Source organism: Thalassospira sp. MCCC 1A01428 (assembly GCF_002115825.1).
Taxonomy (GTDB): Bacteria; Pseudomonadota; Alphaproteobacteria; order Rhodospirillales; family Thalassospiraceae; genus Thalassospira.
Genome location: NZ_JFJZ01000011.1, coordinates 40,460 through 64,247 on the forward strand (window position 1 = coordinate 40,460; position 23,788 = coordinate 64,247).

Annotated in this window: 25 protein-coding genes; 6 read left to right on the top strand and 19 right to left on the bottom strand. The window is 54.9% G+C overall.

Annotation, left to right across the window (positions count from 1 at the left end; all coding sequences use genetic code 11):
* The first annotated feature begins 36 nt into the window (after positions 1–36).
* The 4 genes from THS27_RS11045 (at position 37) to THS27_RS11060 (ending at position 3,997) form a co-directional block, all read left to right on the top strand.
* Positions 37–1,710, top strand: coding sequence for a sigma 54-interacting transcriptional regulator (locus tag THS27_RS11045; protein ID WP_085590783.1), 1,674 nt, complete (start codon positions 37–39; stop codon positions 1,708–1,710).
* Between the two features lie 171 nt (positions 1,711–1,881).
* Positions 1,882–2,664 carry a 3-hydroxybutyrate dehydrogenase gene (locus THS27_RS11050; RefSeq protein WP_085590785.1) on the top strand — a complete coding sequence of 261 codons (783 nt, stop codon included), beginning with the start codon at positions 1,882–1,884 and terminating at the stop codon, positions 2,662–2,664.
* 215 nt (positions 2,665–2,879) lie between these two features.
* Entirely contained in the window at positions 2,880–3,296 is a 417-nt protein-coding gene (locus THS27_RS11055) for an antitoxin Xre-like helix-turn-helix domain-containing protein (protein ID WP_210402885.1), read from the top strand.
* Positions 3,293–3,997, top strand: a complete 705-nt coding sequence (locus THS27_RS11060; protein ID WP_246832933.1) for an RES family NAD+ phosphorylase — start codon at positions 3,293–3,295, stop codon at positions 3,995–3,997. Before THS27_RS11055 ends, THS27_RS11060 begins: the two co-directional genes overlap by 4 nt.
* A gap of 19 nt (positions 3,998–4,016) precedes the next feature.
* Here the strand turns inward: THS27_RS11060 and THS27_RS11065 are convergent, their stop codons facing one another.
* Positions 4,017–4,892: a LysR substrate-binding domain-containing protein gene (locus THS27_RS11065; RefSeq protein ID WP_085590788.1), complete on the bottom strand. Its 876-nt coding sequence runs from the start codon at positions 4,890–4,892 to the stop codon at positions 4,017–4,019.
* A gap of 124 nt (positions 4,893–5,016) precedes the next feature.
* Between THS27_RS11065 and THS27_RS11070 the strand changes: the two genes are divergently transcribed.
* Positions 5,017–6,156 (top strand): S-(hydroxymethyl)glutathione dehydrogenase/class III alcohol dehydrogenase, encoded by a 1,140-nt coding sequence (locus THS27_RS11070; RefSeq protein ID WP_085590790.1) that lies wholly within the window; start codon positions 5,017–5,019, stop codon positions 6,154–6,156.
* Between the two features lie 60 nt (positions 6,157–6,216).
* The gene (fghA, locus tag THS27_RS11075) at positions 6,217–7,074 is read left to right on the top strand and encodes an S-formylglutathione hydrolase (RefSeq protein WP_085590791.1); all 858 of its coding nucleotides are present in this window, start codon (positions 6,217–6,219) and stop codon (positions 7,072–7,074) included.
* Between the two features lie 57 nt (positions 7,075–7,131).
* Here fghA and THS27_RS11080 read toward each other — a convergent pair whose 3' ends face one another.
* From THS27_RS11080 to THS27_RS11165, 18 genes are all read right to left on the bottom strand, one after another.
* Positions 7,132–7,749 carry an energy-coupling factor transporter transmembrane protein EcfT gene (locus THS27_RS11080; RefSeq protein WP_085590793.1) on the bottom strand — a complete coding sequence of 206 codons (618 nt, stop codon included), beginning with the start codon at positions 7,747–7,749 and terminating at the stop codon, positions 7,132–7,134.
* The gene (locus THS27_RS11085; RefSeq protein ID WP_085590795.1) at positions 7,746–8,420 is read right to left on the bottom strand and encodes an energy-coupling factor ABC transporter ATP-binding protein; all 675 of its coding nucleotides are present in this window, start codon (positions 8,418–8,420) and stop codon (positions 7,746–7,748) included. Before THS27_RS11085 ends, THS27_RS11080 begins: the two co-directional genes overlap by 4 nt.
* Positions 8,421–8,493: 73 nt before the next feature.
* Positions 8,494–9,039: a biotin transporter BioY gene (locus THS27_RS11090; protein ID WP_085590797.1), complete on the bottom strand. Its 546-nt coding sequence runs from the start codon at positions 9,037–9,039 to the stop codon at positions 8,494–8,496.
* A gap of 240 nt (positions 9,040–9,279) precedes the next feature.
* The gene (locus tag THS27_RS11095) at positions 9,280–9,573 is read right to left on the bottom strand and encodes a hypothetical protein (protein WP_085590799.1); all 294 of its coding nucleotides are present in this window, start codon (positions 9,571–9,573) and stop codon (positions 9,280–9,282) included.
* Position 9,574: 1 nt separating this feature from the next.
* Positions 9,575–10,804, bottom strand: coding sequence for a DUF4258 domain-containing protein (locus THS27_RS11100; protein ID WP_085590801.1), 1,230 nt, complete (start codon positions 10,802–10,804; stop codon positions 9,575–9,577).
* 320 nt (positions 10,805–11,124) lie between these two features.
* Positions 11,125–11,742 carry an urease accessory protein UreG gene (gene ureG / locus THS27_RS11105; RefSeq protein ID WP_085590803.1) on the bottom strand — a complete coding sequence of 206 codons (618 nt, stop codon included), beginning with the start codon at positions 11,740–11,742 and terminating at the stop codon, positions 11,125–11,127.
* The gene (locus tag THS27_RS11110) at positions 11,739–12,458 is read right to left on the bottom strand and encodes an urease accessory protein UreF (RefSeq protein ID WP_085590805.1); all 720 of its coding nucleotides are present in this window, start codon (positions 12,456–12,458) and stop codon (positions 11,739–11,741) included. The genes ureG and THS27_RS11110 overlap by 4 nt, the downstream gene beginning before the upstream one ends.
* On the bottom strand, positions 12,448–13,149 hold the full coding sequence (locus THS27_RS11115; RefSeq protein WP_085590807.1) for an urease accessory protein UreE: 702 nt from the start codon (positions 13,147–13,149) through the stop codon (positions 12,448–12,450). The genes THS27_RS11110 and THS27_RS11115 overlap by 11 nt, the downstream gene beginning before the upstream one ends.
* 11 nt (positions 13,150–13,160) lie before the next feature.
* On the bottom strand, positions 13,161–14,870 hold the full coding sequence (ureC, locus tag THS27_RS11120; RefSeq protein WP_085590809.1) for an urease subunit alpha: 1,710 nt from the start codon (positions 14,868–14,870) through the stop codon (positions 13,161–13,163).
* A 2-nt stretch (positions 14,871–14,872) separates the two neighbouring features.
* On the bottom strand, positions 14,873–15,184 hold the full coding sequence (locus tag THS27_RS11125) for an urease subunit beta (RefSeq protein ID WP_085590811.1): 312 nt from the start codon (positions 15,182–15,184) through the stop codon (positions 14,873–14,875).
* 15 nt (positions 15,185–15,199) lie between these two features.
* Positions 15,200–15,502, bottom strand: a complete 303-nt coding sequence (locus THS27_RS11130) for an urease subunit gamma (protein ID WP_085590813.1) — start codon at positions 15,500–15,502, stop codon at positions 15,200–15,202.
* 38 nt (positions 15,503–15,540) lie between these two features.
* Positions 15,541–16,581, bottom strand: a complete 1,041-nt coding sequence (locus THS27_RS11135; protein WP_085590974.1) for an urease accessory protein UreD — start codon at positions 16,579–16,581, stop codon at positions 15,541–15,543.
* A gap of 71 nt (positions 16,582–16,652) precedes the next feature.
* A complete protein-coding gene (urtE, locus tag THS27_RS11140; protein ID WP_085590815.1) occupies positions 16,653–17,348 on the bottom strand; it encodes an urea ABC transporter ATP-binding subunit UrtE in 696 nt (231 codons plus the stop codon).
* A 2-nt stretch (positions 17,349–17,350) separates the two neighbouring features.
* Positions 17,351–18,106 (bottom strand): urea ABC transporter ATP-binding protein UrtD, encoded by a 756-nt coding sequence (gene urtD, locus THS27_RS11145; RefSeq protein WP_085590976.1) that lies wholly within the window; start codon positions 18,104–18,106, stop codon positions 17,351–17,353.
* Between the two features lie 35 nt (positions 18,107–18,141).
* On the bottom strand, positions 18,142–19,302 hold the full coding sequence (gene urtC / locus THS27_RS11150; RefSeq protein WP_371455503.1) for an urea ABC transporter permease subunit UrtC: 1,161 nt from the start codon (positions 19,300–19,302) through the stop codon (positions 18,142–18,144).
* Positions 19,303–19,332: 30 nt separating this feature from the next.
* A complete protein-coding gene (gene urtB / locus THS27_RS11155) occupies positions 19,333–21,027 on the bottom strand; it encodes an urea ABC transporter permease subunit UrtB (protein ID WP_246832934.1) in 1,695 nt (564 codons plus the stop codon).
* A gap of 128 nt (positions 21,028–21,155) precedes the next feature.
* Positions 21,156–22,433 carry an urea ABC transporter substrate-binding protein gene (urtA, locus tag THS27_RS11160; RefSeq protein ID WP_085590821.1) on the bottom strand — a complete coding sequence of 426 codons (1,278 nt, stop codon included), beginning with the start codon at positions 22,431–22,433 and terminating at the stop codon, positions 21,156–21,158.
* Positions 22,434–22,795: 362 nt separating this feature from the next.
* Entirely contained in the window at positions 22,796–23,722 is a 927-nt protein-coding gene (locus tag THS27_RS11165; protein ID WP_085590978.1) for a LysR family transcriptional regulator, read from the bottom strand.
* Between the last annotated feature and the right edge of the window lie 66 nt (positions 23,723–23,788).

Below are 23,788 nucleotides of genomic sequence, written 5' to 3' on the forward strand. Positions count from 1 at the left end.
TATATAATAGTTTACGCTGTAAATTAAGGTGTACGGATGCGCTTTGAAATCACCGGCGAAAACCGCCTTGGCATTACCCGCGACGTTGTAAACACCTTAACGGCGCGCGGGCTGGATATTCGGGCGTTTGAAGTCACCCCGCACCATATCTATGCCGACATTCCCGCCCTTGCCCCCGATGATTTTGCCGAACTGGCGCGCCACCTGATGCGGGTACCTGGCATTCACAATGCGCAGCCGATTGACCATTTACCGACTGAACGCCGCCGCGCCCAGCTTCACGCCACCCTGGCCGCCCTTGGCGACCCGGTTATTGCGGTTCATGCCAACGGCCTGATTGCGCAGGTTAACCCGGCGGCACAAAAAATTGCCGGTACATCCAAAACAACCCTGCGCGACCAGCCTCTTGCCAGCATTTTGGCCGAACCTGATATCGCAAGCCTGCGCCGGGACGGCTTTTCGCAAAGCGAACGCGAGGTGACGCTGGGCGGGCAAACCTACCTGTTGCAGGTGGAACCGATTGGCCAGGTCGAGGATGGCAGCCCGGTGCATGATACAGGCCCCCGCGAAGATAACGCCCCATGGGGCGGGGTGTTGATTTTTCACCGTGCAGCGCGGTTGGGCCGAGTCATCACCGCCCTTCAGGATCGCAATCACACCGAATTTGCCGACATTATTGGTGACAGCCGTGCGCTGGCACGGGTTAAAACCCAGGCCCAACGGCTGGCGATTGTTGATGCGCCGCTGCTTATTTTAGGTGAAACGGGCACCGGCAAGGAACTGTTTGCCCGCGCCTGCCACCGGGCCAGCAAACGCAACGGCCAACCGTTTTTGGCCCTGAACTGTGCCGCCCTGCCCGAAGGCTTGGCCGAAAGCGAACTGTTTGGCTATACCGCCGGGGCCTTTACCAGCGCACGGCGCGGCGGCAAACCGGGACTTTTGGAACTGGCCGATGGCGGCAGCCTGTTTTTAGATGAAATTGGCGAGCTATCGCCCTATTTGCAGGCCAAGTTACTGCGTGTTTTGCAAGATGGCCGCTTTCGCCGTGTGGGCGGAACCGAGGAAATTTCGGCCGATGTGCGCATCATCAGCGCGACCAACCGCGACCTTGAAGCCATGTCGCATGATGGAACGTTTCGTGAGGATCTTTATTTCCGCCTCAATGTTCTTGGCATCACCTTGCCGCCCCTGCGCGAGCGGCGCGAGGATATTGACGCGCTGGCGCAAAATTTTGTCGCCCGTGCGGCCCGCCAAACCGAACGCCCCTGCCCCAAAATCGCGCGCGATGCCTTGCAATGGCTTGTCACCCGCGACTGGAAAGGCAATGTCCGCGAGCTTGAAAACACCCTGTTTCGCGCCGTTGCCCTGCTTGATGGCGATATTTTGGCCGCCGCCGACCTGCAATCGGCTTACGGCCCGCATTCGGCATCGCAATACGACGATAAAACAGCGTCGCCACCGCAAAATGCGCCCCTTTTGCCCGAAAATGCACGATCAACCGCCACGACCTCGCAAAACACCCTCGAAACCTCTCTGATTGATCAGGCACTGTTTTGTGAAAATCATGGTGCAGCAATGGATTTTCTGGAAAAAAACCTGCTGGAACGGCTTTACCCCGATTATCCCAGTTCGCGCAAACTTGCCGCCCGATTGGGGCTATCACACACAGCGGTTGCCAATAAACTGCGCAAATACGGCATTGGTACCTGATCGCGCTTACGCGTATTGCACTGCCGCATCCCGGGAAAAGGTGAAACATCAATCAGGCGCACGCAACCCCCGCGTGATTCCTTGCCTCAACGATTGCGCTGCGGCATGATCGGATTACCTCATAAGGGCAAACCCGCCGAACGCCCCCTCATCGGACAATGGAGAACCACCATGCTTAAAGGCAAACACGCGCTTGTAACCGGCTCGACCAGCGGTATCGGCCTTGCGATGGCAAAGGCACTTGCCGGGCAAGGTGCCAATGTCATGCTTAACGGTTTTGGCGACGCTGGCGAAATTGAACAAATTCGCCTCGGCATCGAAAGTGAATTTGACGTCAAAGCACTTTATAGCGGCGCCGACCTTTCCAAACCCGACCAGATCGAAGACATGATGAAAATGGCCGCCAGCGATTTTGGTGGCGTGGACATTCTGGTTAACAATGCCGGCATTCAATATACCGCCCTTGTCGAAGATTTCCCGATTGAAAAATGGGATGCGATCATCGCAATCAACCTGTCATCGGCCTATCACACCACCCGGCTGGCCCTGCCGCATATGAAAAAGCAAAACTGGGGCCGGGTGATCAACACCGCATCGGCACATGGCCTTGTCGCATCGCCGCAAAAGGCGGCTTATGTTGCCGCCAAGCACGGTATTGTCGGCTTTACCAAGGTTGTCGCCCTTGAAACCGCCGAAACCGGCATTACGGCGAATTCGATCTGCCCGGGCTGGGTCCGCACCGAACTGGTGGAAAAACAGATCAAGGCCCTGGCCGAGAAAAACAATGTCTCGGTCGAGGAAGCGGCAACAGAGCTGGTGTCAGACAAACACCCGTCCAAAACCTTTGTCACCCCCGAACAAATCGGCCAGACGGCGGTTTTCCTGTGCTCGCCCGCAGCAGACCAAATGACCGGCACCAGCCTGTCGGTCGATGGCGGCTGGACGGCGCAGTAAAACTCATGTCTATGTCACCTTCGGTGGCATAATATATCTATCCCCGTGAATAAAACCGATCCGTTACATGTCATATTTTCATGGGATGCAGCGGGTCGGCATCATACATTGCGGTTTATCACAACCACCGCCCCGGCAACAGCAACCAGACATCCAAAACCTCTTGCACAATTCTTATCATATGATAACTTTAATCACATCATATGGAGGAAAACATGCTTCACCCCGTTATCCGTGATGGCGAAGCAGGCATTGTGCGGCCCGTGACGGAACGCGATAAAATAGCCGTTCTGGTCAAGGCGATTGTGCGCACCGCCAACGCATGGGGCCTGACCAATGCCGAAGCCGCCGCACTTTTTGATGTCCCGACAGCCACCTGGAGCCGCATGAAAGCAGGGTCTTTTCAAGGTAAACTCGATCAGGACAAGGTGACACGTGCCAGCCTGTTAATCGGCCTGTTTAAGGGCTTGCGGTTGCTGTTTAACGGCCCGCTTACCTATGGCTGGCCCAAAACCCCCAACAAGGGTGCAGGCTTTAACAACAAAACCCCGATCCAGATCATGCTTGATGGCGGCATCCCGGCGATGATGCGGGTTCGCCAACATATTGATGCGCTGCGGGGTGGGCTTTGATTAATGCCGCCGACCTTGAATGCCGGGATTTTAACGCTGACCATACAATTCGCCTTATCCCGACGGCCTATTTTAATGAACCCGCGCTAAGCCCGCTTGCCGATAGCCCCGACGAGCTTGATATTCTTGCCGAAATAGAAGGCCTGACATCAGCCCGGCTGACGGCCCCACTGCCGGTGCCCGACGGGCTGGACCCCGCCGAACTGCGAAGCGAGGCCGATGGTTATGGCTGGAGTTATGTCAACGCGGCCTTTTGTTACACCCGCGCACAAGGTAACAGGTTTAACGGGCCTCTGCGCGGGGCGTGGTATGCATCCTTTGGTGAAAATGCCATCCAAACCGCACAGGCCGAGGTCGCATGGCACCTGACCCGCGAACTTGAAGCCACCGGCATCTTTGACAACACCACCGCGTATCGAGAACTGATTGCCGGGTTTAACAGCAAATTCCATGACCTGACGCCCTACCCGCAAAATGTCATCCTGAATAAATCACCTGCAATCGCCTATCCTGCCGGGCAAGCACTGGCGCAAGACATCCTTGCATCTGGCGGCAACGGATTGATTTACCCCTCCGTCCGTCAGACAAAAGGGCACTGCATTGTCGCACTGCGCCCCAACCTTGTGCAAAATATTCGCCAGGGAAACCAATGGGTTTTTACATGGTCCGGCTCGGCCCTCCCCGAAATCATCCGCACCTAAAGCGCACGCCCCGTCCTGCTCACCCCAAATACCGCGCCAAATGCTCCACCAGCATCCGCACCTTGGAGGAGAGATGCCGATTGGCGGGGTACAGCGCCCAAATGCCTTCGTCAGACGGTTGATAGCGTGTCAGGATCGGCACCAATTCGCCACTGGCGATATAGGGATCAACGTAAAAATCGGGCAATTGCACAAGGCCAAGGCCCTTGCGCGCGGCATCGAGCAGGGCCTGGCCGCTATTGGCGGTGATGCTGCCGTGGATGCGAATGGTGCGTTCGCGGCCATTTTCCTCGAACCGCCAATAATCCAGCGTGCCGGGCAGGCAATTATGCCGCGATAGCTCCGACAGGCTATGGGGCTCGCCCCGCTTGGAAAGATAAACCGGTGCGGCACACACATATAAACGGCGCGATGACAGCCGCTGGCTCATGATGGTTCCGGGGGTTCCCTCCAGTCGCCCCAGCCGGATCGCCAGATCATACCCCTCCAAAATCAGATCCAGCTTCTGATTGGTAAAGCGGCAATTCACCTCCAGCTCCGGGTATCGGGCGACAAAATCATTGATCAGCGGGGCAATCACGCTTTCGCCGTAAGTGGTGGGGGCTGTCAGTTTTAACTTGCCGCGCGGGGTATCTTGCAGGCTGCTGATCGCGCGTTCTGCCTCTTCCAGGCCATCGCGCAACTGGCGGCAATGCTGGTAATAAATCAGTCCCGCTTCGGTGAGGGTGACCTTGCGCGTCGTTCGGTAAAACAGCTTGCTGCCCAGACGGGTTTCCAGCGCCGTGATCTGGCGGCTGACATGGGCAATCGAAACGCCCAGCTGGGCTGCCGCGCCGGTAAAGCTTTGGCAGTCCGCCACGGCGATACATTCGCTTATGCCATCCCACGCATTCATTATTACCACACTGTAAAAGTTATTTGCATAAATACGGGATTAACATTTTCTCGGAAACAAATAAACTTTCCTTCATATCTTTGCATTTTTCGATGCATTCCCGCTGGTCTGAAAAGGATTTACCATGACTGCACAAACCATCACCTGCAAAGCCGCCATTGCCTGGGAAGCGGGCAAACCGCTCTCGATCGAGGAAGTCCAGGTTGCGCCGCCCAAAGCAGGCGAAGTGCGCATCAAACTGACCGCCACCGGCGTTTGCCACACCGATGCCTTCACCCTGTCGGGCGACGACCCCGAAGGCATCTTTCCGGCCATTTTGGGCCATGAAGGCGGTGGGGTTGTTGAATCCATCGGCGAAGGTGTGACCAGTGTCGCCGTGGGCGACCATGTTATTCCGCTTTACACACCGGAATGCGGCGAATGCAAATTTTGCAAATCGGGCAAAACCAACCTGTGCAGCAAAATCCGCGAAACCCAGGGCAAGGGCCTGATGCCCGATGGCACCACCCGCTTTTCGCAAAACGGCACGCCGATTTTCCATTATATGGGCTGCTCGACTTTCTCCGAATATACCGTTCTGCCGGAAATTTCGGTCGCCAAGGTTAACAAGGCTGCCCCGCTGGAAGAAGTTTGCCTGCTTGGCTGTGGTGTGACCACCGGCATGGGGGCGGCTACCAATGCCGCCAAAGTGAAAAAGGGCGATACCGTTGCCATTTTCGGCCTAGGTGGCATTGGCCTGTCGGCCATTATCGGCTGCCAGATGGCCGGGGCAGAACGCATTCTCGCCATCGACATTAACGAAAAGAAATTTGATCTCGCCAAACAGCTGGGGGCGACCGATTGCATCAACCCCAAAAATTTCGACAAGCCGATCCAGCAGGTGATTGTCGATATGACCGATGGCGGCGTTGATTACAGCTTTGAATGTATTGGCAATGTCAACATCATGCGCTCGGCATTGGAATGCTGCCACAAGGGTTGGGGTGAATCCGTGATCATTGGAGTGGCCGGGGCCGGGCAGGAAATCTCTACCCGTCCGTTCCAGCTGGTTACCGGGCGTGTCTGGCGTGGTACGGCCTTTGGCGGGGTTAAAGGCCGTTCTGAACTGCCAAATTATGTTGAACGTTATCTGGCCGGTGAATTCAAATTGTCAGACTTCATCACCCACACCATGCCGCTTGAAGACATCAACCATGCCTTCCATCTGATGCATGAAGGCGAAAGCATACGCAGCGTCATCCATTATGCACCGGCCGCCAAATAAGTTGCCGCCATTCTGGGCCGGAAGCAATCTTCCGGCCCAATCGCATAATTGGAGGATGAAATGAGCATCGAAAATATCTCTAGCGCCAAAAGTTTCGGCGGCTGGCACAAACAATATAGCCACCCATCATCGACCCTGGGCTGCGACATGCGCTTTGCCATTTACCTGCCGCCCCAGGCGGGAAATGGCACCACGGTCCCGGTGATGTATTGGCTGTCGGGCCTGACCTGCACCGATGAAAATTTCATGCAAAAGGCTGGCGCGCACCGCATTGCCGCCGAACTGGGCATTGCCATTGTTGCCCCGGATACCAGCCCGCGCGGCGACCATGTGCCCGATGATGAAAACGAAGCCTATGATTTTGGCAAAGGGGCGGGTTTTTACGTCAATGCCACCCAGGAACCCTGGCGGCAAAACTACCGGATGTATGATTATATCCTAAACGAGCTTCCGGCCCTGATTGCCGAACATTTCCCGGTTAATGACAACGCGGTGATTTCCGGCCATTCGATGGGCGGGCATGGTGCATTGATGATGGCGCTGCGCAATCCGGGCAAGTTCCGCTCTGTCACCGCATTTTCACCCATTTGCAACCCGGTCAATGTGCCCTGGGGGCAAAAGGCGTTTGAAAACTATCTGGGCCCCAAACAGGCCGATTGGGCCGCATATGACAGCTCCATGCTAATGAGCACGGCCCAGCCCACCGGCTTCACCCCCGCCCTTGTCGATCAGGGCGATGCCGATGGCTTCCTCAAAGACCAGCTAAAGCCCGAAACGCTGGAACAGGCTGCCAAAAACAGCGGCTACCCGCTGACGCTGCGCATGCAGGAAGGCTATGATCACAGCTATTATTTCATCGCCAGCTTCATCGAAGACCATATCCGCTTTCATGCGACGCATTTGGGACTAACGGCCTAAAACATTCAGCCGACAAGACCCGCTTTCATGCCGGACCTGACAACAGGTCCGGCATTTTTATTTGCGTCCGACAGGATCATAACTCCGCGCTTCAATCGCATCGGCGACATCATCGGCCATTTTCAGAGTACGGATGATCAGTGGCACCGACAGGGCCAGCATATTGCGATCCAGCCCCCGCGCCTTTTGCGCCTCGCGTACATCATGGAAAATGGTTGCAATAACGGGGATGAAGCGCAGCACCAGCGAAAAGGCGAGGCCGACTTTTTCCGGATTGATGCCGACAAAGCGCAGCGGCTGCATGGCGCGTTCCAGAGCCGCCAGCATCACAGAAACCCGTGTGGTGAGCGTCACCAAGGCGGCAAACAGCACAACGATGGCAAGGCGCGTGACCACCACCAACCCCGCCTGCCAGTCATTCAACCACAGCTGCACGGCAAAAAACACCACCAGCAACCAGACAAGCGGGCGGATTTGCGCCCATAAAATTTGCGGTGAAAACCGCGCCACCCCATAAAGCGCAATGACGGCGGCCAATATGCCCAGCAAAATTTGCCAGTTTGGAATAAGAAACACCGCCGTGCCCAGCACCACAAGTGCCAGCACTTTTAGCCCGGCCGGCAGGCGATGGATCCGCGAGGCGCAATCCTGATACAGGCCGCTGGCGAGGTTCATGACATCAGATCCACATAAAACGGCAGCGCCTTTTGCGGGATATCGTCACACACCACCCGGCCCTGATCGATCACCAGAATACGGTCATAATCGGCCAGAAGGTCGAGATCATGCGACACCGTAATCACCTGTTGCTCCAATTCGGCAATGGCCTGTGCCACCCGGTTGCGATTGCGCAAATCGAGCAAAGTGGTGGGTTCATCAAACACAATGCAGGCGGGCTCCATAATCAGCACACCGCAAATCGCCAAAAGCTGCTTTTGCCCGCCACTGAGTTGATGGCTGGGATGGGTGCGATAAGCCCCAAGGTCATAGCGCGCCAGCATGGTATCAATCCGTCGGCTGACGTCGTCTTTGGGCAATTTCAGCGGCTTAAGGCCAAAGGCAAGGTCTTCCTCGACCACGGGAAAAACGATCTGGTTATCCGGGTTTTGAAAGACGAACCCCACCCGTGCGCGCACTTTGCGGCCCTCTTTTGCGGTATCAAAACCATCGACCCGCACATGGCCTGCGCTGGGCACCAAAAGCCCGTTAAGCAGACGTGCCAGCGTGCTTTTGCCCGATCCATTGGCACCGACAATGCCAATACGCCGCTCGCCAAGGGATAGGGAAATATCTTCCAGCACATTTTGCACCCCATAGCGCAACGCGACATTCTGCAATTCGATCATTGGCCTCTCATATTCCGCCCAGCAAAAAGCCGCCTGCACTTATCGCACAGGCGGCCCGATTAAAGCATGCAAATCAGGCAGGCGATACCAGCGGATAAGCCCGACGCACCGCAAGGGCCGCCCCCGTTGCGACAAAAACCTTCAACGCATCGCCAACCAAAAAGGGCGCGGACCCGACCGTGGCCTTCCAATAGGAAATATCAACCGCGACAGCCACCCAGGCATTGCCCAGCCCATAAAGCACAACAATCCCGCCAAAGGCGATGATGGCGGCGGTATTCACTGCGTTCAAACGGTCCCAGAATTTCTCGATCAGATAGCCAATGACAAAGGCCGATACCGCCCAACCGATCATGAAACCACCGGTCGGCCCCAAAAACACGCCAAAGCCACCGCGCCCACCAGCCAAAAGCGGCAAACCCAGCGCGACCAGAACCAGAAACAGCACCACCGACAGCGCCCCGCGCCGCGCCCCCAAAATCGCCCCGGCCAGCATCGGCGCCAGTGATTGCGCCGTAATCGGCACGCCTGTGAGCGGCAGGGCAAAGGGCGGAAACAGCCCCAAAACAGCCATCAGGGCCGCAAAAAGGGCGATATAAACAATGTCCTTGGTCTTCATTCTGATCCCTCACTTCCGGGCCAGCCCTGCAGCGGCCCATAATACGACCTACCGCAAACGCAAAAACCGGCCCCGCATCACATCAGGGCCACCAAATTCATTGGTAATGGATAACTACAAATGCAGGATTTTCCAAGGGAAATGCAAACCGAAAGCAAAGGCGACAATAGGAACGTCGACGGTGCGAGGCATGCTATCCAAAAAATCACACGCTCAGCTTACTTAAGTTTTAATGAATGACTATAGTTCTGAAATTAAATATTCAATTTTTTGAATCGCACCGTTTACAATTGGCTGAGTTACCTGATCTAATTTATGTTCATTTTTTTCAATAAGATAAGCATTAACAGACTCCAAATCAGTCAATTTTTCTGTAAATTTATGATCCCATTCACTTGGGCAAACATCTAGCGCATCGCGCAAAAAAATCAAATCCTCTACGAGATCTCCTAAGCCAATTGCCCCATTTTTATAGTTTATGACCTGATCCTTCATTCTTTTAATTTGCCGGTCATCATATTCAGTTCTCATCATTTCACCTCGCCCCTCTCATAACTGTTATCACTTTTTCATTTTCAGTAATTACAGTTACTTTATTTTCCATATCAACATACCGAACTCGACCTGGGATTGGATCAGCACTACGTTTTCCAAATTTTACCGCATTTTCAACAGATGATGACATTATACCCCTATTTTGCATTTGATCTAAGGCATGACCAGAATATTCGCGACCAGAAATTACGCCATCAGAGTTTCGAGTTTTCTGATATGCTGAATTCTTAAGCTCATGACCTTTTCTGCCCTTAAAGCCGGTCGACGGCCTCTCTCGAGCGATGTGCTCTGATACCTGATTCTCATGCTTCGGTGCATCCAGGTTCTCTCGAAATTCGGCATCGCGATTAGTCGATCCGCCCGATTGCCTGTTTTGCCTTAAGGTAGTGTCACCGAATGCTCCCTCGCCCTCAGCACTGCCTCGGCCTCCCTTCCCCATTCTGGCGCCAACACGTCCGGCACCTAGAGTCAACAGAGTTATAAGCCCGGTAACAACAACCTCGGCAGTAACTCTTGCAAACAAGGCGGCAGCCTGCTCGAGGTCTTGATCGTCAATAGCATTTGCCACAAGCCGGATGGCATTAATCAAATCGCCAATAATTGTAAAAATGGCAGAACCCAGCAATGCATAACCCAGAGCAACCATAACGGGGATGATAACGCCATCGCTAACGACGATCATTAAACCAAGACTGGCAGCAGACACACCAAGCGCAACCGGCGAAACCAGATTCCGAAAAGATTCAGCCACATCCTCCCCCAAATAATTGGGGACTTTCTCGAAAGTCAGCTCGAATTTTTCGTCCATCGACATCGTTGCCACATTGCGGCCCTTGAGTGTCGAAAGCACCGGGGTCATCCGGCCACTGATCTTTTCAGGAACGGCACAGCCAACTCGGCGCTCATCGGCAATTTCAAGCGCCATCCATGCGCCTTGACCAACAATACGGCCAACATCGCGCACCATATCCTGCTCATTGCGCGGGGCAAGGTTGCCACCACCTGCGGACAACCAGAAGTGACGCAGCTTAAGCCCGTTACCGGGATGAGAGGCATAATGCCGGACCCGGTCGGCAATACGCTGCGGATCGTCAATGCTGCCGCACATTCTTACATCAAAACGATTGAGCTGACCAAATCTGATGGGACGGCCAATCAACAAGATAGAGCCATTGCCGCGCAATTCGACAATTTCGCTGTGGGAAAACACATCCTTCTCCTGACAGGTCCACATAACAGGTGGGGAAAACCGAACATGCAGAGACTATCGTGAAGGCTTGGGCATTTTCCTGTGCAAAAGTTCAAAATCCTGAACTTTCCTGAAAACAGAACAAGATATTGAATTTATGGGGAAATCATAAAAATCACTCAAGCAGACATGTTTCAATATCTGGCGAAATTCCGCTCGCGCCGGCGAAAACTCGCCCGACAGCCCAACTTTTGCGCGAATCGCAAAAAAACAAACACCCGACCCTTTCGGGCCGGGTGTTGCTGAACTCCCATCATCTGCGATCTTCTGCTTGTTCTATGTCACGCAGCAGATTGACGGAGCCCCCCTGATTCGATGATAAAGTTTTTCACATCCTCAAGGCCTTCCATCGCCTTGAGATTGGTGAAAACAAAGGGCCGGTCCCCGCGCATTTTGCGCGCATCACGGTCCATAACCCCCAGATCGGCCCCCACCAGCGGGGCGAGATCGGTTTTGTTGATAATCAAAAGATCCGAACGGGTAATGCCCGGCCCGCCTTTGCGCGGAATTTTATCGCCCGCCGACACATCAATCACGTAAATCGTAATATCGGCCAGTTCGGGCGAAAACGTCGCCGACAGATTATCGCCGCCCGATTCAATAAAAATCGCCTCAAGGCCCGGATGTTTCGCACTCATATCTTCGACTGCCGCCAGATTGATCGAGGCATCTTCGCGAATGGCCGTGTGCGGGCAGCCGCCGGTTTCAACACCCGCAATGCGGTCCGGCGCAAGCGCCCCCGAGCGGGTCATGAATTCGGCATCTTCGCGGGTATAAATATCGTTGGTAATGGCGGCGATGTTAAATTCGTCGCGCATCGCCTTGCACAGGCGTTCAAGCAATGCCGTTTTGCCAGAGCCAACCGGCCCACCGATACCAATGCGAAGCGGAGAAGTCATGATCGGAACAACCTTGTATATTGGGTTTCGTGTTTCATCGATGTCCAGTCGATCAACGGCGCGCAGGCACCAATGTCATCCGGGTCGGTTTCCATGGCCTGTTTAACGGCCAATTCCACCGTGTTCTCTAACGCAGCAATGGCGCGAATACCATCGGTCTGCCCCAGCGGCACCAGCCGCACGGCACTGGAAACCAGATTGGCCACCATCGCATGGAAAAACGCCGTTAAGGCGCTACGCAAATCAATATCCGCCCCCGCCGCGGCAATCGCAACCGCCACCGGATAAGACGGCAACCGGCCATCCGTAAGCATCGAAGCCGCCCAGTTTGCCAGCAAGGCATCATCCCAAACCTGGCCAAGGGTGGAAACAAACGCCCGCCCCTGAGCGGTTGCTTCCAGCGCCATTTCGGCCGTGCCCCGGCGGCAATCGGCATCAATGCCAATGGCAATCAGACCCTCAAGGTCACCTGCGCAGGCGGCATGGTAAGCCTGGCAAAACAGTACCCCGTCAATGCGCCCGGCACCAAAGGCCAAAACACCTTCCACCCAGGTTATCACGCTGTCGCGCTTGCCAACCCGGCCATCCTCAATCGCAAATTCAACGCCGTGCGAATAGGTATAGGCGCCAACCGGAAAAGACGGCCCCAGCCATGTCATCAAGCGCATCAACCCGCGAGAATTAAGGGGCTGCGGCACGGTATGATCAATGGTCATGATCACCCCCGGCGGTAGGGTTGCGGGTGTGACTGTGACTGTGCAAGGCCGCATGCGAATGAGAATGTGCGTGCGAGCCTGTGCTTTCCGTATGGCTGTGAGCATGACTGTGACTGTGACTGTGACTGTCGCTTTGACCATGGCGGGGAACAGCAATGGGCCCCGTCGCATCCCCCGCGTCCCCGTGATCAGCATCGGCAAAGAAATCGTGGTCATGGCCATGATGATGGCCATTTTCCTGCGCATTACCGCCGAGGCCATGATAGGCCCCGCGTTCGGGGTCAAAGGGTGCAATTTCGCTGTCAACCACACCGCCAAGGCCAATGATCATATCGCGCAAAACATGGTCTTCAATAATGCGCAAGCGCCCGTCTTTAAGCACCTGCATCGGCGTATGGCGGTTGCCAATGTGCCAGGCCATGCGGGCCGCCGCAATGGGGCCGGCACAGGTAATGGTCAAAACCGGTTCGGCGGCGGCACACACTACAATAACGCCGCCATCGGCCAGTTTCAAATGATCGCCATCGCCCAAACGCACCGCATGAGGCAGATCCAGCAAAAAGGGCGCGCCCGCATCATCAAGCAGGCGAATGCGCCGCCGGTGCCGGTCAGCAAAGGCCAGCGTTACCGTCCCGCGCACTTCAGCGGCATGGTTTTGCCCGACGGGAATATGTTCAATGGCGCGCCGCATGATCCCGCCCCTTAAAACAGGAAGTAACGTTGTGCCATCGGCACTTCGGTTGCCGGTTGGCAAGTTAGATGCACCCCGTCCGCATGAACCTGATAGGTTTCCGGGTCGACATCAATTTTTGGCAAGGTATCGTTCAACTTCATGTCCTTTTTGCCGATATTGCGCGTATTCGATACCGGCAACAACTGACGTTGCAAGCCAAATTCGGCGGCGATCCCGGCATCGATCCCGGCCTGGGACACAAAGGTAAAGCATGATTTGGTCAGCGCCCCGCCAAAAGCCCCGAACATCGGCCGGTAATGCACTGGCTGCGGGGTGGGGATAGAGGCATTCGGGTCGCCCATAGCAGCCCCCATGATCATGCCGCCCTTCAGGATCATATCGGGCTTCACGCCAAAAAACATCGGTTTCCACACCACCAGATCGGCGATTTTACCCACCTCGATCGAACCGACATGGCTGGCAATGCCCTGGGCAATCGCGGGGTTGATGGTGTATTTGGCGATATAGCGCTTGGCGCGGAAATTGTCGTTTCCGTCGCCGTCTTCGGGCAAATTGCCACGCTGCTTTTTCATCTTGTCAGCCGTTTGCCAGGTGCGGCAAATCACCTCGCCCACCCGGCCCATCGCCTGACTATCGGACGAAATAATCGAAAACGCGCCCAGATCATGCAAAATGTCTTCAGCCGCAATGGTTTCGCGGCGAATACGGCTTTCGGCAAAGGCCACATCTTCGGGAATTTTCGGATCGAGATGATGGCAAACCATCAACATATCAAGATGTTCGTCGATGGTATTAACCGTAAAGGGCCGTGTCGGGTTGGTGGAGCTGGGCAAAACATTGGCTTCGCCGCACAGCTTGATAATGTCTGGCGCATGGCCGCCCCCGGCCCCTTCGGTGTGGAAGGTATGAATGGTTCGGCCCTTGAACGCGGCCCGGCTATGTTCGACAAAGCCGCTTTCATTAAGCGTATCGGTATGGATCATCACCTGCACGTCAAGATCATCGGCAACCGACAGGCAAGCATCGATCGTGGCCGGGGTGGTGCCCCAGTCTTCATGCAGCTTTAATCCGCAAACACCTGCTTTTACCTGTTCGATCAGGGCGGCAGGCAGGGTGGCGTTGCCCTTGCCAAAATAACCAACGTTAACCGGCAAACCGTCGGCGGCTTGCAACATGCGGGCAATATGCCACGGGCCGGGGGTGCAGGTGGTAGCGTTCGTACCCGCTGCCGGGCCGGTGCCCCCACCCAACATCGTGGTTACACCAGAATACAGGGCTTCATCCGCCTGTTGCGGGCAAATCCAGTGAATATGCGCGTCAATACCGCCTGCGGTGATAATATTTCCCTCACCGGCAATCACTTCGGTACCCGGACCAATAATAATATCCACATCGGGCTGAATATCGGGGTTGCCTGCTTTGCCAATGGCAGCAATGCGGCCATCACGCAGGCCAATATCGGCCTTTACAATGCCCCAGTAATCCAGAATCAGCGCGTTGGTAATAACGGTATCCACAGCCCCTTCGGCGCGCGACGCTTGTGACTGCCCCATACCGTCGCGGATCACTTTGCCGCCGCCAAATTTGACTTCTTCACCATAGGTGGTGAAGTCTTTTTCAACTTCGATAATCAGGTCGGTATCAGCAAGGCGCACTTTGTCGCCCACGGTCGGGCCAAACATGGCAGCATAGGATGAACGATCAATTTCATAGGCCATGTTCAGTCCCCCAACGCGCCGTTAATTTTGCCATTAAAGCCGTAAACCACACCTTTGCCGACATATTTGACCAGGGTGACTTCGCGGGTTTGGCCCGGTTCGAACCGCACGGCACTGCCCGCAGGAACATCAAGGCGGCAGCCCCGTGCGGCTTCACGGTCAAAATCAAGGCCGGAGTTGGTTTCGTAAAAATGATAATGCGACCCCACCTGCACCGGGCGGTCACCGGTATTTGATACCGTTATAGAAACGGTTTCACGGCCCTCGTTTAAGGTCAGGGTACCGGGTGCTGTTATAATTTCACCGGGGATCATAAAAACGCACCTTTCCTAGCGAATGGGTTCATGAACGGTAACGAGCTTGACCCCGTCAGGAAAGGTCGCTTCGACCTGAATGTCATGGATCATTTCGGCAATGCCCTCCATCACCTGATCGCGGGTCAAAACTGTGGCCCCGTCACGCATCAATTCGGCCACCGATACGCCGTCGCGCGCGCCCTCGACCACGTAATCCGTAATCAGGGCGATGGCTTCGGGGTAATTCAGCTTTACGCCCCGTTCCAGCCGCCGACGGGCCACCATTGCGGCCATCGCGACCAGTAATTTGTCTTTTTCGCGTGGCATCAGGTTCATGGTGCCCTCCCTTTTTCGTGCAAGCCGTTCTGCATCGCTTAAATCTCCCACATGCGCGCCAAGCGCGCCGGAAGATGATTTACCTTATGGCGAAACATCGCCCACCAGGCGCCATAGGCGCTGCGCAACCGCATCGGTTCAACCGCCAGCCACCGCACAATGACAATATTTGTCATTGCGGTTGCCGCCGCCAAAACCCCGCCCCCCTGTTGCGCAGCGCCCTTTAGGCATTCGCGGGCAACCTCAAGCTGATTTTCGGCCCCCCGACCGGTGAAAATCGCCGTGGCACTGGCCCGCGCCCCGTTAAAACTTGCCGGATGATCCAGCACCCGTAAAATATCGCCATCCAGATGCAACGCATCACGCCATATGGGGCGACCATCAAGGGAAACATCCCAGGCATCACGCGCCAGACCGTGCGAAAAAACCTCGCCCCGGGCCAAACGGCCAAAAACCATTATTTCCCCGGCCAGAACCCGGCCAGAACCGAAAACAGAAACCGATGTTGTGCGGCGCAAACGGGCACCATCAAACAAAATCGTTTCCTGGGGCAACCATTCCAGCCACGCGCCATCTTCGGCGGTCAGATCGACCGTCATTTTGCCATCCGGCCCTAATGACCGATAAACTTTTTCTGCCGCCTGCGCAGTCAGTTGTAATTGGGTATTTTCACCCGCCCGGCCCGAAAACGCCAGTTGATCGCCGCCAACCATACCGCCCGATGTGGTCACCAGCACCGCCTGGCTAATATCGCCGGGCTGGGTGCGCGGAAACAGCATCTTCATCGGATCACGATAAAACAGATGATTCAGGGCCGAAGGCTGGCCGGGATGATGTGCCGCCTTGAAAGAAACTTCCGCCCGCCCATCGGTCACAATCGGGCGCGCCAAGCAATCGGGGTGCACCTTTGTTTCCGGGCGCACTACCGCCGAAATCGCGGTGTCGTCAAGCGCGGAACTTTCAATCTTGCCTAACTGCACAGGCCCACCCAACGCCGTTTCAACTTTGCCACCAACAGCAGCAAGCAACACATTAGCAAAATCCAGGCCAGAACCGATACCCGGCCAACCTCGGCGCATTAAGGCGTTTTTTGGCGCGCAAACAGACAATCGCGCGTGTTGTTCATGCGCGAAAATTAGGCAGGTGCTGATCAAACGGTCAGATAGGTGCGAACATTTTCCCGGTCCAGTTCATTTTTCGCCCCCGCCAGCACCACTTCGCCGCGTTCCAGCACAATGATTTCATCGGCAAGTTCATGTGCAAAATCAAAATATTGCTCGACCAGCAAAATCGCCATGTCGCCCCGATCTGCCAATTGTTTGATCACGCGCTGAATGTCTTTGATGATCGAGGGCTGAATGCCTTCGGTTGGTTCATCAAGGACAAGCAAGCGGGGCCGGGTCACAAGGGCGCGGCCAATTGCCAGTTGCTGCTGCTGCCCGCCCGACAAATCGCCGCCGCGCCGCCCCAGCATGTCGCGCAAAACGGGAAACAGATCAAAAATTTCATCGGGGATATGACGTAGCGGCCGGGGCAAGGCCGCAAAACCGGTTTCAAGATTTTCCTTAACCGTCAAAAGCGGAAAAACCTCGCGCCCCTGGGGGACAATGGCAATCCCCGCTGCGGATCGTTTCCACGACGGATCCCGCGATATTTTTTTACCTTCCCAGACAATATCGCCACTGGCTATCGGGTGCTGGCCGACAACAGCGCGCATCAACGATGTTTTGCCCACCCCGTTGCGGCCCAGAACCGCCGTTACCTTGCCGGTTTCCGCCGTCAGTGAAACCGAGCGCAGTGCATGGGACGCCCCATAGAATAGATCGATGTTTTCAACACTCAGCATGATCAGCGCCCCAGATAAACTTCAATAACACGCGGGTCTTTTTGCACGCTATCTAACCGCCCTTCCGCCAGAACCGAGCCCTCGTGCAGCACCGTCACCTTGCAATCAAGATCGCGGACAAATTCCATATCGTGTTCCACCACCACAACCGACCGGGTTTTGGCGATATTGCGCAGCAAAATGGCGGTTTGTTCGGTTTCAGAATCGGTCATGCCCGCGACGGGTTCATCAACCAGCAACAATTGCGGTTCCTGCATCAGCAACATGCCAATTTCCAGCCATTGCTTTTGCCCGTGCGACAAATTGGCCGCCAGCGTTTCGCGCGCATCGCCCAACCGAATGGTCGCCAGGGTTTCCTCGATCCGCTGTTTTTCAGCGGTGCTTAGCCGGTGAAACAGGGCCGAAAACACCCTGCGCCCGCCAGAACAGGCCAGTAACAGATTGTCAAAAACCGTATGGCTTTCAAACACGGTCGGTTTTTGAAATTTTCGCCCAATACCCAGATTGGCGATGTCGGCTTCATCAAGTTTGGTTAAATCAACCTCGCTGCGAAACAACACATCGCCAGTATCGGGGCGGGTTTTCCCGGTGATGATATCCATCATCGTGGTTTTACCCGCCCCATTAGGGCCGATAATGGCGCGAAGTTCACCCGGTTCGACATAAAAGCTCAGGTTATTAAGTGCGCGAAAGCCATCAAAACTTACCGATACGCCATCGACATACAGGATGGTGGCGGCCTTTTCGCTTTGAATCATGCGGCTTTCTTCGGAAAGAAGGTCTTCTGCGGTATTCATGCCTTGCCCCCCTGATTGGCGCGCCAGGCGGCCAATCTTTCACGCCAGTTCCCCTGTGCGCCCGGCCCCGCTGTACCACCAAACGCAGGAACCGCCCCGATGACACCCTTGGGCAAAAACAGCGTCACGGCGACAAACAACCCGCCCAGGAAAAACAGCCAGAAATCGGGCATTACACCGGTAAAAAACGTTTTGGCATAATTGACAATAAACGCCCCTAACACCGCCCCGTAAAGCGTGCCACGCCCGCCAACCGCCACCCAGATCACCACTTCAATACTGGCCGCCGGCGCAAATTCGCCGGGGTTGATAATGCCGATTTGCGGCACATAAAGCGCACCGGCAATGCCCGCCATCACGGCTGAAACGGTAAACACAAACAACTTGTAATATTCCACCCGATAGCCGGTAAAACGCACCCGGCTTTCGGCATCGCGAATGGCAATTAACACCTTGCCCAAACGTGATTGCGTAATGCCCCGCGCCACCAGATAACACAGTGCGAGCATCACAGCCGATGCCACAACCAAAACACAACGGGTTTGATCCGATTGCAGATCAAAGCCCAGAATATCCTTGAAATCGGTCAGGCCGTTATTGCCGCCAAAACCCATATCGTTGCGAAAAAACGCCAGTAACAGCGCATAGGTCATCGCCTGGGTAATAATCGACAGATAAACCCCGGTCACGCGAGACCGAAACGCCAGAAATCCGAACACAAACGCCAGCAAACCGGGAACCAGCATCGCCATAATCACGGCCATGCTGAAATGATCAAACCCGTACCAGTACCACGGCAGTTCCTTCCAGTTCAGGAACACCATAAAATCGGGCAAAACCGGATCGCCATAAACCCCGCGATCACCGATCTGTCGCATCAGATACATGCCCATGGCATAGCCGCCAAGGGCGAAAAACGCCCCATGGCCCAGGCTTAAAATGCCGCAAAAACCCCAAATCAAATCAACACTCAGGGCCAACAGCGCATAACACAAATACTTGCCCAACAGCCCCAACATCCAGGTTGGCACATGAAAGGCCGATCCTTCGGGGATCAGCAAATTTCCAATCGGAATCAGGATGCTGCCAGCCAAAAGAATGCCCAGCAAAATCATGCCGCCCCGGTCCTGCAACAACCAGCCCAGAACCGGCGTCATTTTATATTTCTGGCGATAGTCGGTCATGGATCAGGCCTCCACCGCGCGGCCCTTAAGGGCAAACAACCCTTTGGGACGTTTCTGGATAAACAGGATAAGAGCAACCAGAACAAAGATTTTTGCCAACACAGCCCCGGCAACAGGTTCCAGAAATTTGTTCACAATCCCCAGGCTAAACGCGCCCAAAACCGTGCCCCACAAATTACCAACGCCGCCAAACACCACCACCATAAAACTGTCGATGATATAACCCTGCCCCAGATTGGGGCTGACATTGTCGATCTGACTAAGCGCGACACCGGCAATCCCGGCAATGCCCGATCCCAGGCCAAAGGTCAGCGCATCGACATAGCCGGTGCGAATACCAACCGACCCCGCCATACGGCGGTTTTGCGTCACCGCCCGCATTTGCAAACCAAACGCGGTATAGCGCAGCACAATGGCAATGCCACCAACGACGAGCAGGCTAAACAGAATAATCCACAGCCGGTTATAGGTGAGAACCAGACCGGTCGAAAATTCGATGGCGCCACTCATGAAATCGGGTGCAACGACCTGGCGGTTGCTGGCACCAAAAATGCTGCGAATGGCTTGCTGCAAAAACAGGCTAAGCCCCCAGGTTGCCAGCAGGGTTTCAAGTGGGCGGCCATATAAAAAACGAATGATCAAACGTTCAACCACCACACCAACCCCGCCCGAAACCAGAAATGCCATTGGCACTGCTACCGCCAGCGACCAGCCGATACCGGCAGGCCACCACACCATAAAAGCCTGCTGCACCGCATAGGTGGTATAGGCCCCGATCATGATCATTTCGCCGTGCGCCATATTAATGACGCCCATCACACCAAAGGTAATCGCCAATCCAACGGCGGCTAGCAACAAAACCGACCCCAGACTGATGCCCCGATAAACGTCACCGCCGGTCTGCCACATCTTTAACCGGCCTTCGACCGATGCCACCGCGTCCTTTGCCGCAGCAACCACTTTGGGGTCATAATTTTCGGCCTCGGCGGCATTGACAAACTGCAACAACACCGCACGAATTTGCGGGGTGGTCTGGCTTGCCAGAATATCAATCGCATCCAGCCGTTCTTGCGATGTTTTGCCCGCCGCCAGCGCCATGGTCGCCTTGGCAAGTTCCATTCGGGCCAGTAATTCGGGGTCGTTCTCGCGGTCAATGGCACGCTGCAACAACGGTGCCATTGCCGGATCGCGGGTATCCATCACGGTTTCCACCGCCGCCCGGCGGGTTGCCAGGTCCGGACTAAATAAATTCAGGGTCGCCAGCGCATCACGAAGCGCCCCGCGCAGACGGTTATTAATCCGTATTTTATCAAGATCGCCCGATCCGCTTTCCCCTGTGACCGCCCCGCTAACAACATCAATATGCTGCCAGACCTTGCCCTGCTTTTTACCAATAACCACCTTGTCATCGGCCTTGCTGACATATAAATCGCCGCCCAGCATTGCTTCCAGGATCGGGGCAACACGCGGGTCGCCATCCGCCGCCATCTTTTCAATGACATCAAGCTTTTTGGTCGAACTTTTGGCGTTTAACTGTTCCGCATTCTGCCGCAACTGTTCGTCGCTAAAGGCATGTGCCTGTTGCGGGGCCAATGCCACCAGCATCAGAGCCACAATGGCAAACAGGGGCATGAAAAAACGGCGGAAAGAATGATGGGGCATTCGGCCCGGCGCAGGCGGGGAAAAATCTTGACGCATGATCAAAGCCTTCGCATCGCGCATTCAAATATACAGGCAAATTCAAACGGGGCGGTAAAACATGTTGCCATCCCGCGCACCAGCAAAACGGGCCGGAATGCGCACGGCATCCGGCCCGTCCATTTCAATTAATATGTCGGTTTTTCGCAGTTACCGCAGACCCACGGATAGGTCCAATCCGCCGTCAGCTTCGCACTTTCGGGGATATAGTCTGACCAGGAATCGCCCACAACAACGTCGTCGGTTTTCCAGACGGTATCAAACTGGCCATCATCCTGTACTTCGCCAATCAGAACCGGTTTGGACAAGTAATGGTTGGGGTTCATCACCGCAACACCACCGGTCAGGTTCGGTACTTTCTGGCCATACATGGCCTGACGAACGGCATCGACATCGGTGGTGCCAGCCTGCTCAACCGCATGGGCCCACATGGTAAAGCCGATATAGGTGGCCTCCATCGGGTCATTGGTTACGCGTTTGTCATCGCCGATATAGGCATGCCATTTTTTGATAAAGGCCGCATTGGCTTCGGTATCGACACTTTCAAAATAGTTCCAGGCAGCCAGATGACCAACCAGCGGGGTGGTATCAATACCAGCCAGTTCTTCTTCGCCGACTGAAAATGCAACGACGGGAATGTCTTCTGCCTTAATGCCCTGGTTTGCCAGTTCCTTGTAGAACGGCACGTTGGCATCACCATTGATGGTCGAAACAACAGCGGTTTTTTTGCCCGCCGATGCAAAGGTTTTTACGTCCGACACAATGGACTGCCAATCGGAATGACCAAACGGCGTATAGTTTTCCATAATGTCTTCGTCGGCAACACCTTTGCTATGCAAATAGGCGCGCAAAACCTTGTTGGTGGTACGCGGATAAACATAGTCCGTTCCCAGCAGGGCAAAACGTTTTGCGCCGCCGCCATCTTCGCTCATCAAATAGTCAACAGCCGGAATTGCCTGCTGGTTCGGGGCAGCCCCGGTATAAAACACATTGCGCGAGCTTTCTTCGCCCTCAAACTGCACCGGATAGAACAAAAGACCGTTGTCTTCTTCAAAGACCGGTAAAACCGATTTGCGCGAAACGGATGTCCAGCAACCAAAAACAGCGGCAACCTTGTCTTTTTCCAGAAGCTCACGCGCTTTTTCGGCAAAAAGCGGCCAGTCCGAAGCCGGGTCAACCACCACAGCTTCGACCTTTTTGCCCAGAAGACCGCCTTTTTTGTTGATGTCATCAACCAGCATCAGGACCGTGTCCTTTAACGTGGTTTCCGAAATCGCCATCGTTCCCGAGAGAGAGTGCAGTACGCCAATTTTGATCGTATCGTCGGCGGCTTGCGCCGGCGTCATGGCCATTGCAGACCACGCCAGCGCCCCCGCGCCAACGATCGTCTGAAGCGTCTTCTTCATTTTGTAGCCTCCACTGCGAGTTTATTGCACCGCAGCGGTACTAGCCAAAATCGTGCCAAATTTTGAAGTTTTATACGAATCCCCAAAAACCGCAGAGACTCAACGCAATTTAACAATACTACATCACGGTTTAGTAGAAAATTATTGCGTCACATGCATTTTGCATGACTATTTTTCATTCACATATATTTTTTTGACTGTTTTTTAATCAACCGAAAGGTACTTGACCCCCCTTATTAACCGGCGTATCCCACCGCCCGGAGGTTTCGGCCTCCACCGAGGTTATTGCACCACAATACCTCGCACCCCGCCAGTTTGCCCTGGCGGGGTGCATTTATTTCGCCCTTGCACCACCATCATCATCATGATGCCTGCAACGCCACGGTGCGAATACAATCACGCATCCATAAGACAGCAACATCGCGTTCCGTATGACGGGCCCAGACCATAAAGCTGGCTGAAAAACCCTGCGCGACCGGCACGGGGCTGGTCACCAAACCAAATGTTGCGGCATAGCGCCTGGCAATGCGTTCTGGCACCGTCGCAATCAGGGGGGCCTTGGCCGCCGCGGCCAACAGCGGTAAAAAAGCCGGGGCCGCAAACCCGACATCGAGCGTATACCCGGTTTTTTGATAAATATCTCCAACACAGCCTGCGATATTGGCACTGTGTGAAAAAACCGCGTGGCGTGCCGCAAAATATGCATCGGCGTCCAGTGGCGTGTTTCGCCCAATCAAATCAGGGTGAAAACAGCAACTGGCGTGGGCATCAAACAGCTTTTCGCCCGCAAACGATCCTTGCGGCACATAGGGCACGCCCACAGCAACATCTATTTCACTACGATTCAGCAAAGGCTCAACCGTTGGCAGGCTTAATTCCCGGGCCAAAATGCCAATGCCGGGTGCGGCATGGGCCAGATACCCCAGAAGGTCCGGCAACAGAACCTGCGCCATCTCGTCAGAAACCCCGATGCGAAATACCCGTTTTTCCGTTCGCGGATCAAAATCATTTCCCACCTGCAAGGCGGCTTGTGCCTGCTGCAAAGCATGGCGGATCGGCCCGGACAGGCTTTGCGCGCGGGCTGTTGGCTGCATTTCCTGCCCAACCCGAACAAACAAATCATCGCGCAACAACATCCGCAACGTTGCCAGATTATGGCTCATCGCGGACTGACCAATCCGTAATTTTCTGGCTGCCCGCGTCACACTGCCTTCCGTGATCAAGGCATCAAAGGCAACCAGCAGATTAAGGTCAAAAGATCGCAAATTGAAATAATCAATGTTTTGCATTACCGGCATCGATTTGATTAATGACAGACCCAGATATAGCCTGTCTGAACCAACTTACAAAGCCCC

Excerpts from the sequence above, each read along its gene's own strand:
- THS27_RS11045 (WP_085590783.1), top strand. The coding sequence starts at position 37 with ATGCGCTTTGAAATCACCGGCGAAAACCGCCTTGGCATTACCCGCGAC.
- THS27_RS11050 (WP_085590785.1), top strand. The coding sequence starts at position 1,882 with ATGCTTAAAGGCAAACACGCGCTTGTAACCGGCTCGACCAGCGGTATC.
- THS27_RS11055 (WP_210402885.1), top strand. The coding sequence starts at position 2,880 with ATGCTTCACCCCGTTATCCGTGATGGCGAAGCAGGCATTGTGCGGCCC.
- THS27_RS11065 (WP_085590788.1), bottom strand. The coding sequence starts at position 4,892 with ATGAATGCGTGGGATGGCATAAGCGAATGTATCGCCGTGGCGGACTGC.
- THS27_RS11070 (WP_085590790.1), top strand. The coding sequence starts at position 5,017 with ATGACTGCACAAACCATCACCTGCAAAGCCGCCATTGCCTGGGAAGCG.
- fghA (WP_085590791.1), top strand. The coding sequence starts at position 6,217 with ATGAGCATCGAAAATATCTCTAGCGCCAAAAGTTTCGGCGGCTGGCAC.
- THS27_RS11080 (WP_085590793.1), bottom strand. The coding sequence starts at position 7,749 with ATGAACCTCGCCAGCGGCCTGTATCAGGATTGCGCCTCGCGGATCCAT.
- THS27_RS11085 (WP_085590795.1), bottom strand. The coding sequence starts at position 8,420 with ATGATCGAATTGCAGAATGTCGCGTTGCGCTATGGGGTGCAAAATGTG.
- THS27_RS11090 (WP_085590797.1), bottom strand. The coding sequence starts at position 9,039 with ATGAAGACCAAGGACATTGTTTATATCGCCCTTTTTGCGGCCCTGATG.
- THS27_RS11095 (WP_085590799.1), bottom strand. The coding sequence starts at position 9,573 with ATGATGAGAACTGAATATGATGACCGGCAAATTAAAAGAATGAAGGAT.
- ureG (WP_085590803.1), bottom strand. The coding sequence starts at position 11,742 with ATGACTTCTCCGCTTCGCATTGGTATCGGTGGGCCGGTTGGCTCTGGC.
- THS27_RS11110 (WP_085590805.1), bottom strand. The coding sequence starts at position 12,458 with ATGACCATTGATCATACCGTGCCGCAGCCCCTTAATTCTCGCGGGTTG.
- THS27_RS11115 (WP_085590807.1), bottom strand. The coding sequence starts at position 13,149 with ATGCGGCGCGCCATTGAACATATTCCCGTCGGGCAAAACCATGCCGCT.
- ureC (WP_085590809.1), bottom strand. The coding sequence starts at position 14,870 with ATGGCCTATGAAATTGATCGTTCATCCTATGCTGCCATGTTTGGCCCG.
- THS27_RS11125 (WP_085590811.1), bottom strand. The coding sequence starts at position 15,184 with ATGATCCCCGGTGAAATTATAACAGCACCCGGTACCCTGACCTTAAAC.
- THS27_RS11130 (WP_085590813.1), bottom strand. The coding sequence starts at position 15,502 with ATGAACCTGATGCCACGCGAAAAAGACAAATTACTGGTCGCGATGGCC.
- THS27_RS11135 (WP_085590974.1), bottom strand. The coding sequence starts at position 16,581 with ATGCGCCGAGGTTGGCCGGGTATCGGTTCTGGCCTGGATTTTGCTAAT.
- urtE (WP_085590815.1), bottom strand. The coding sequence starts at position 17,348 with ATGCTGAGTGTTGAAAACATCGATCTATTCTATGGGGCGTCCCATGCA.
- urtD (WP_085590976.1), bottom strand. The coding sequence starts at position 18,106 with ATGATTCAAAGCGAAAAGGCCGCCACCATCCTGTATGTCGATGGCGTA.
- urtC (WP_371455503.1), bottom strand. The coding sequence starts at position 19,302 with ATGACGCCGGTTCTGGGCTGGTTGTTGCAGGACCGGGGCGGCATGATT.
- urtB (WP_246832934.1), bottom strand. The coding sequence starts at position 21,027 with ATGCGTCAAGATTTTTCCCCGCCTGCGCCGGGCCGAATGCCCCATCAT.
- urtA (WP_085590821.1), bottom strand. The coding sequence starts at position 22,433 with ATGAAGAAGACGCTTCAGACGATCGTTGGCGCGGGGGCGCTGGCGTGG.
- THS27_RS11165 (WP_085590978.1), bottom strand. The coding sequence starts at position 23,722 with ATGCAAAACATTGATTATTTCAATTTGCGATCTTTTGACCTTAATCTG.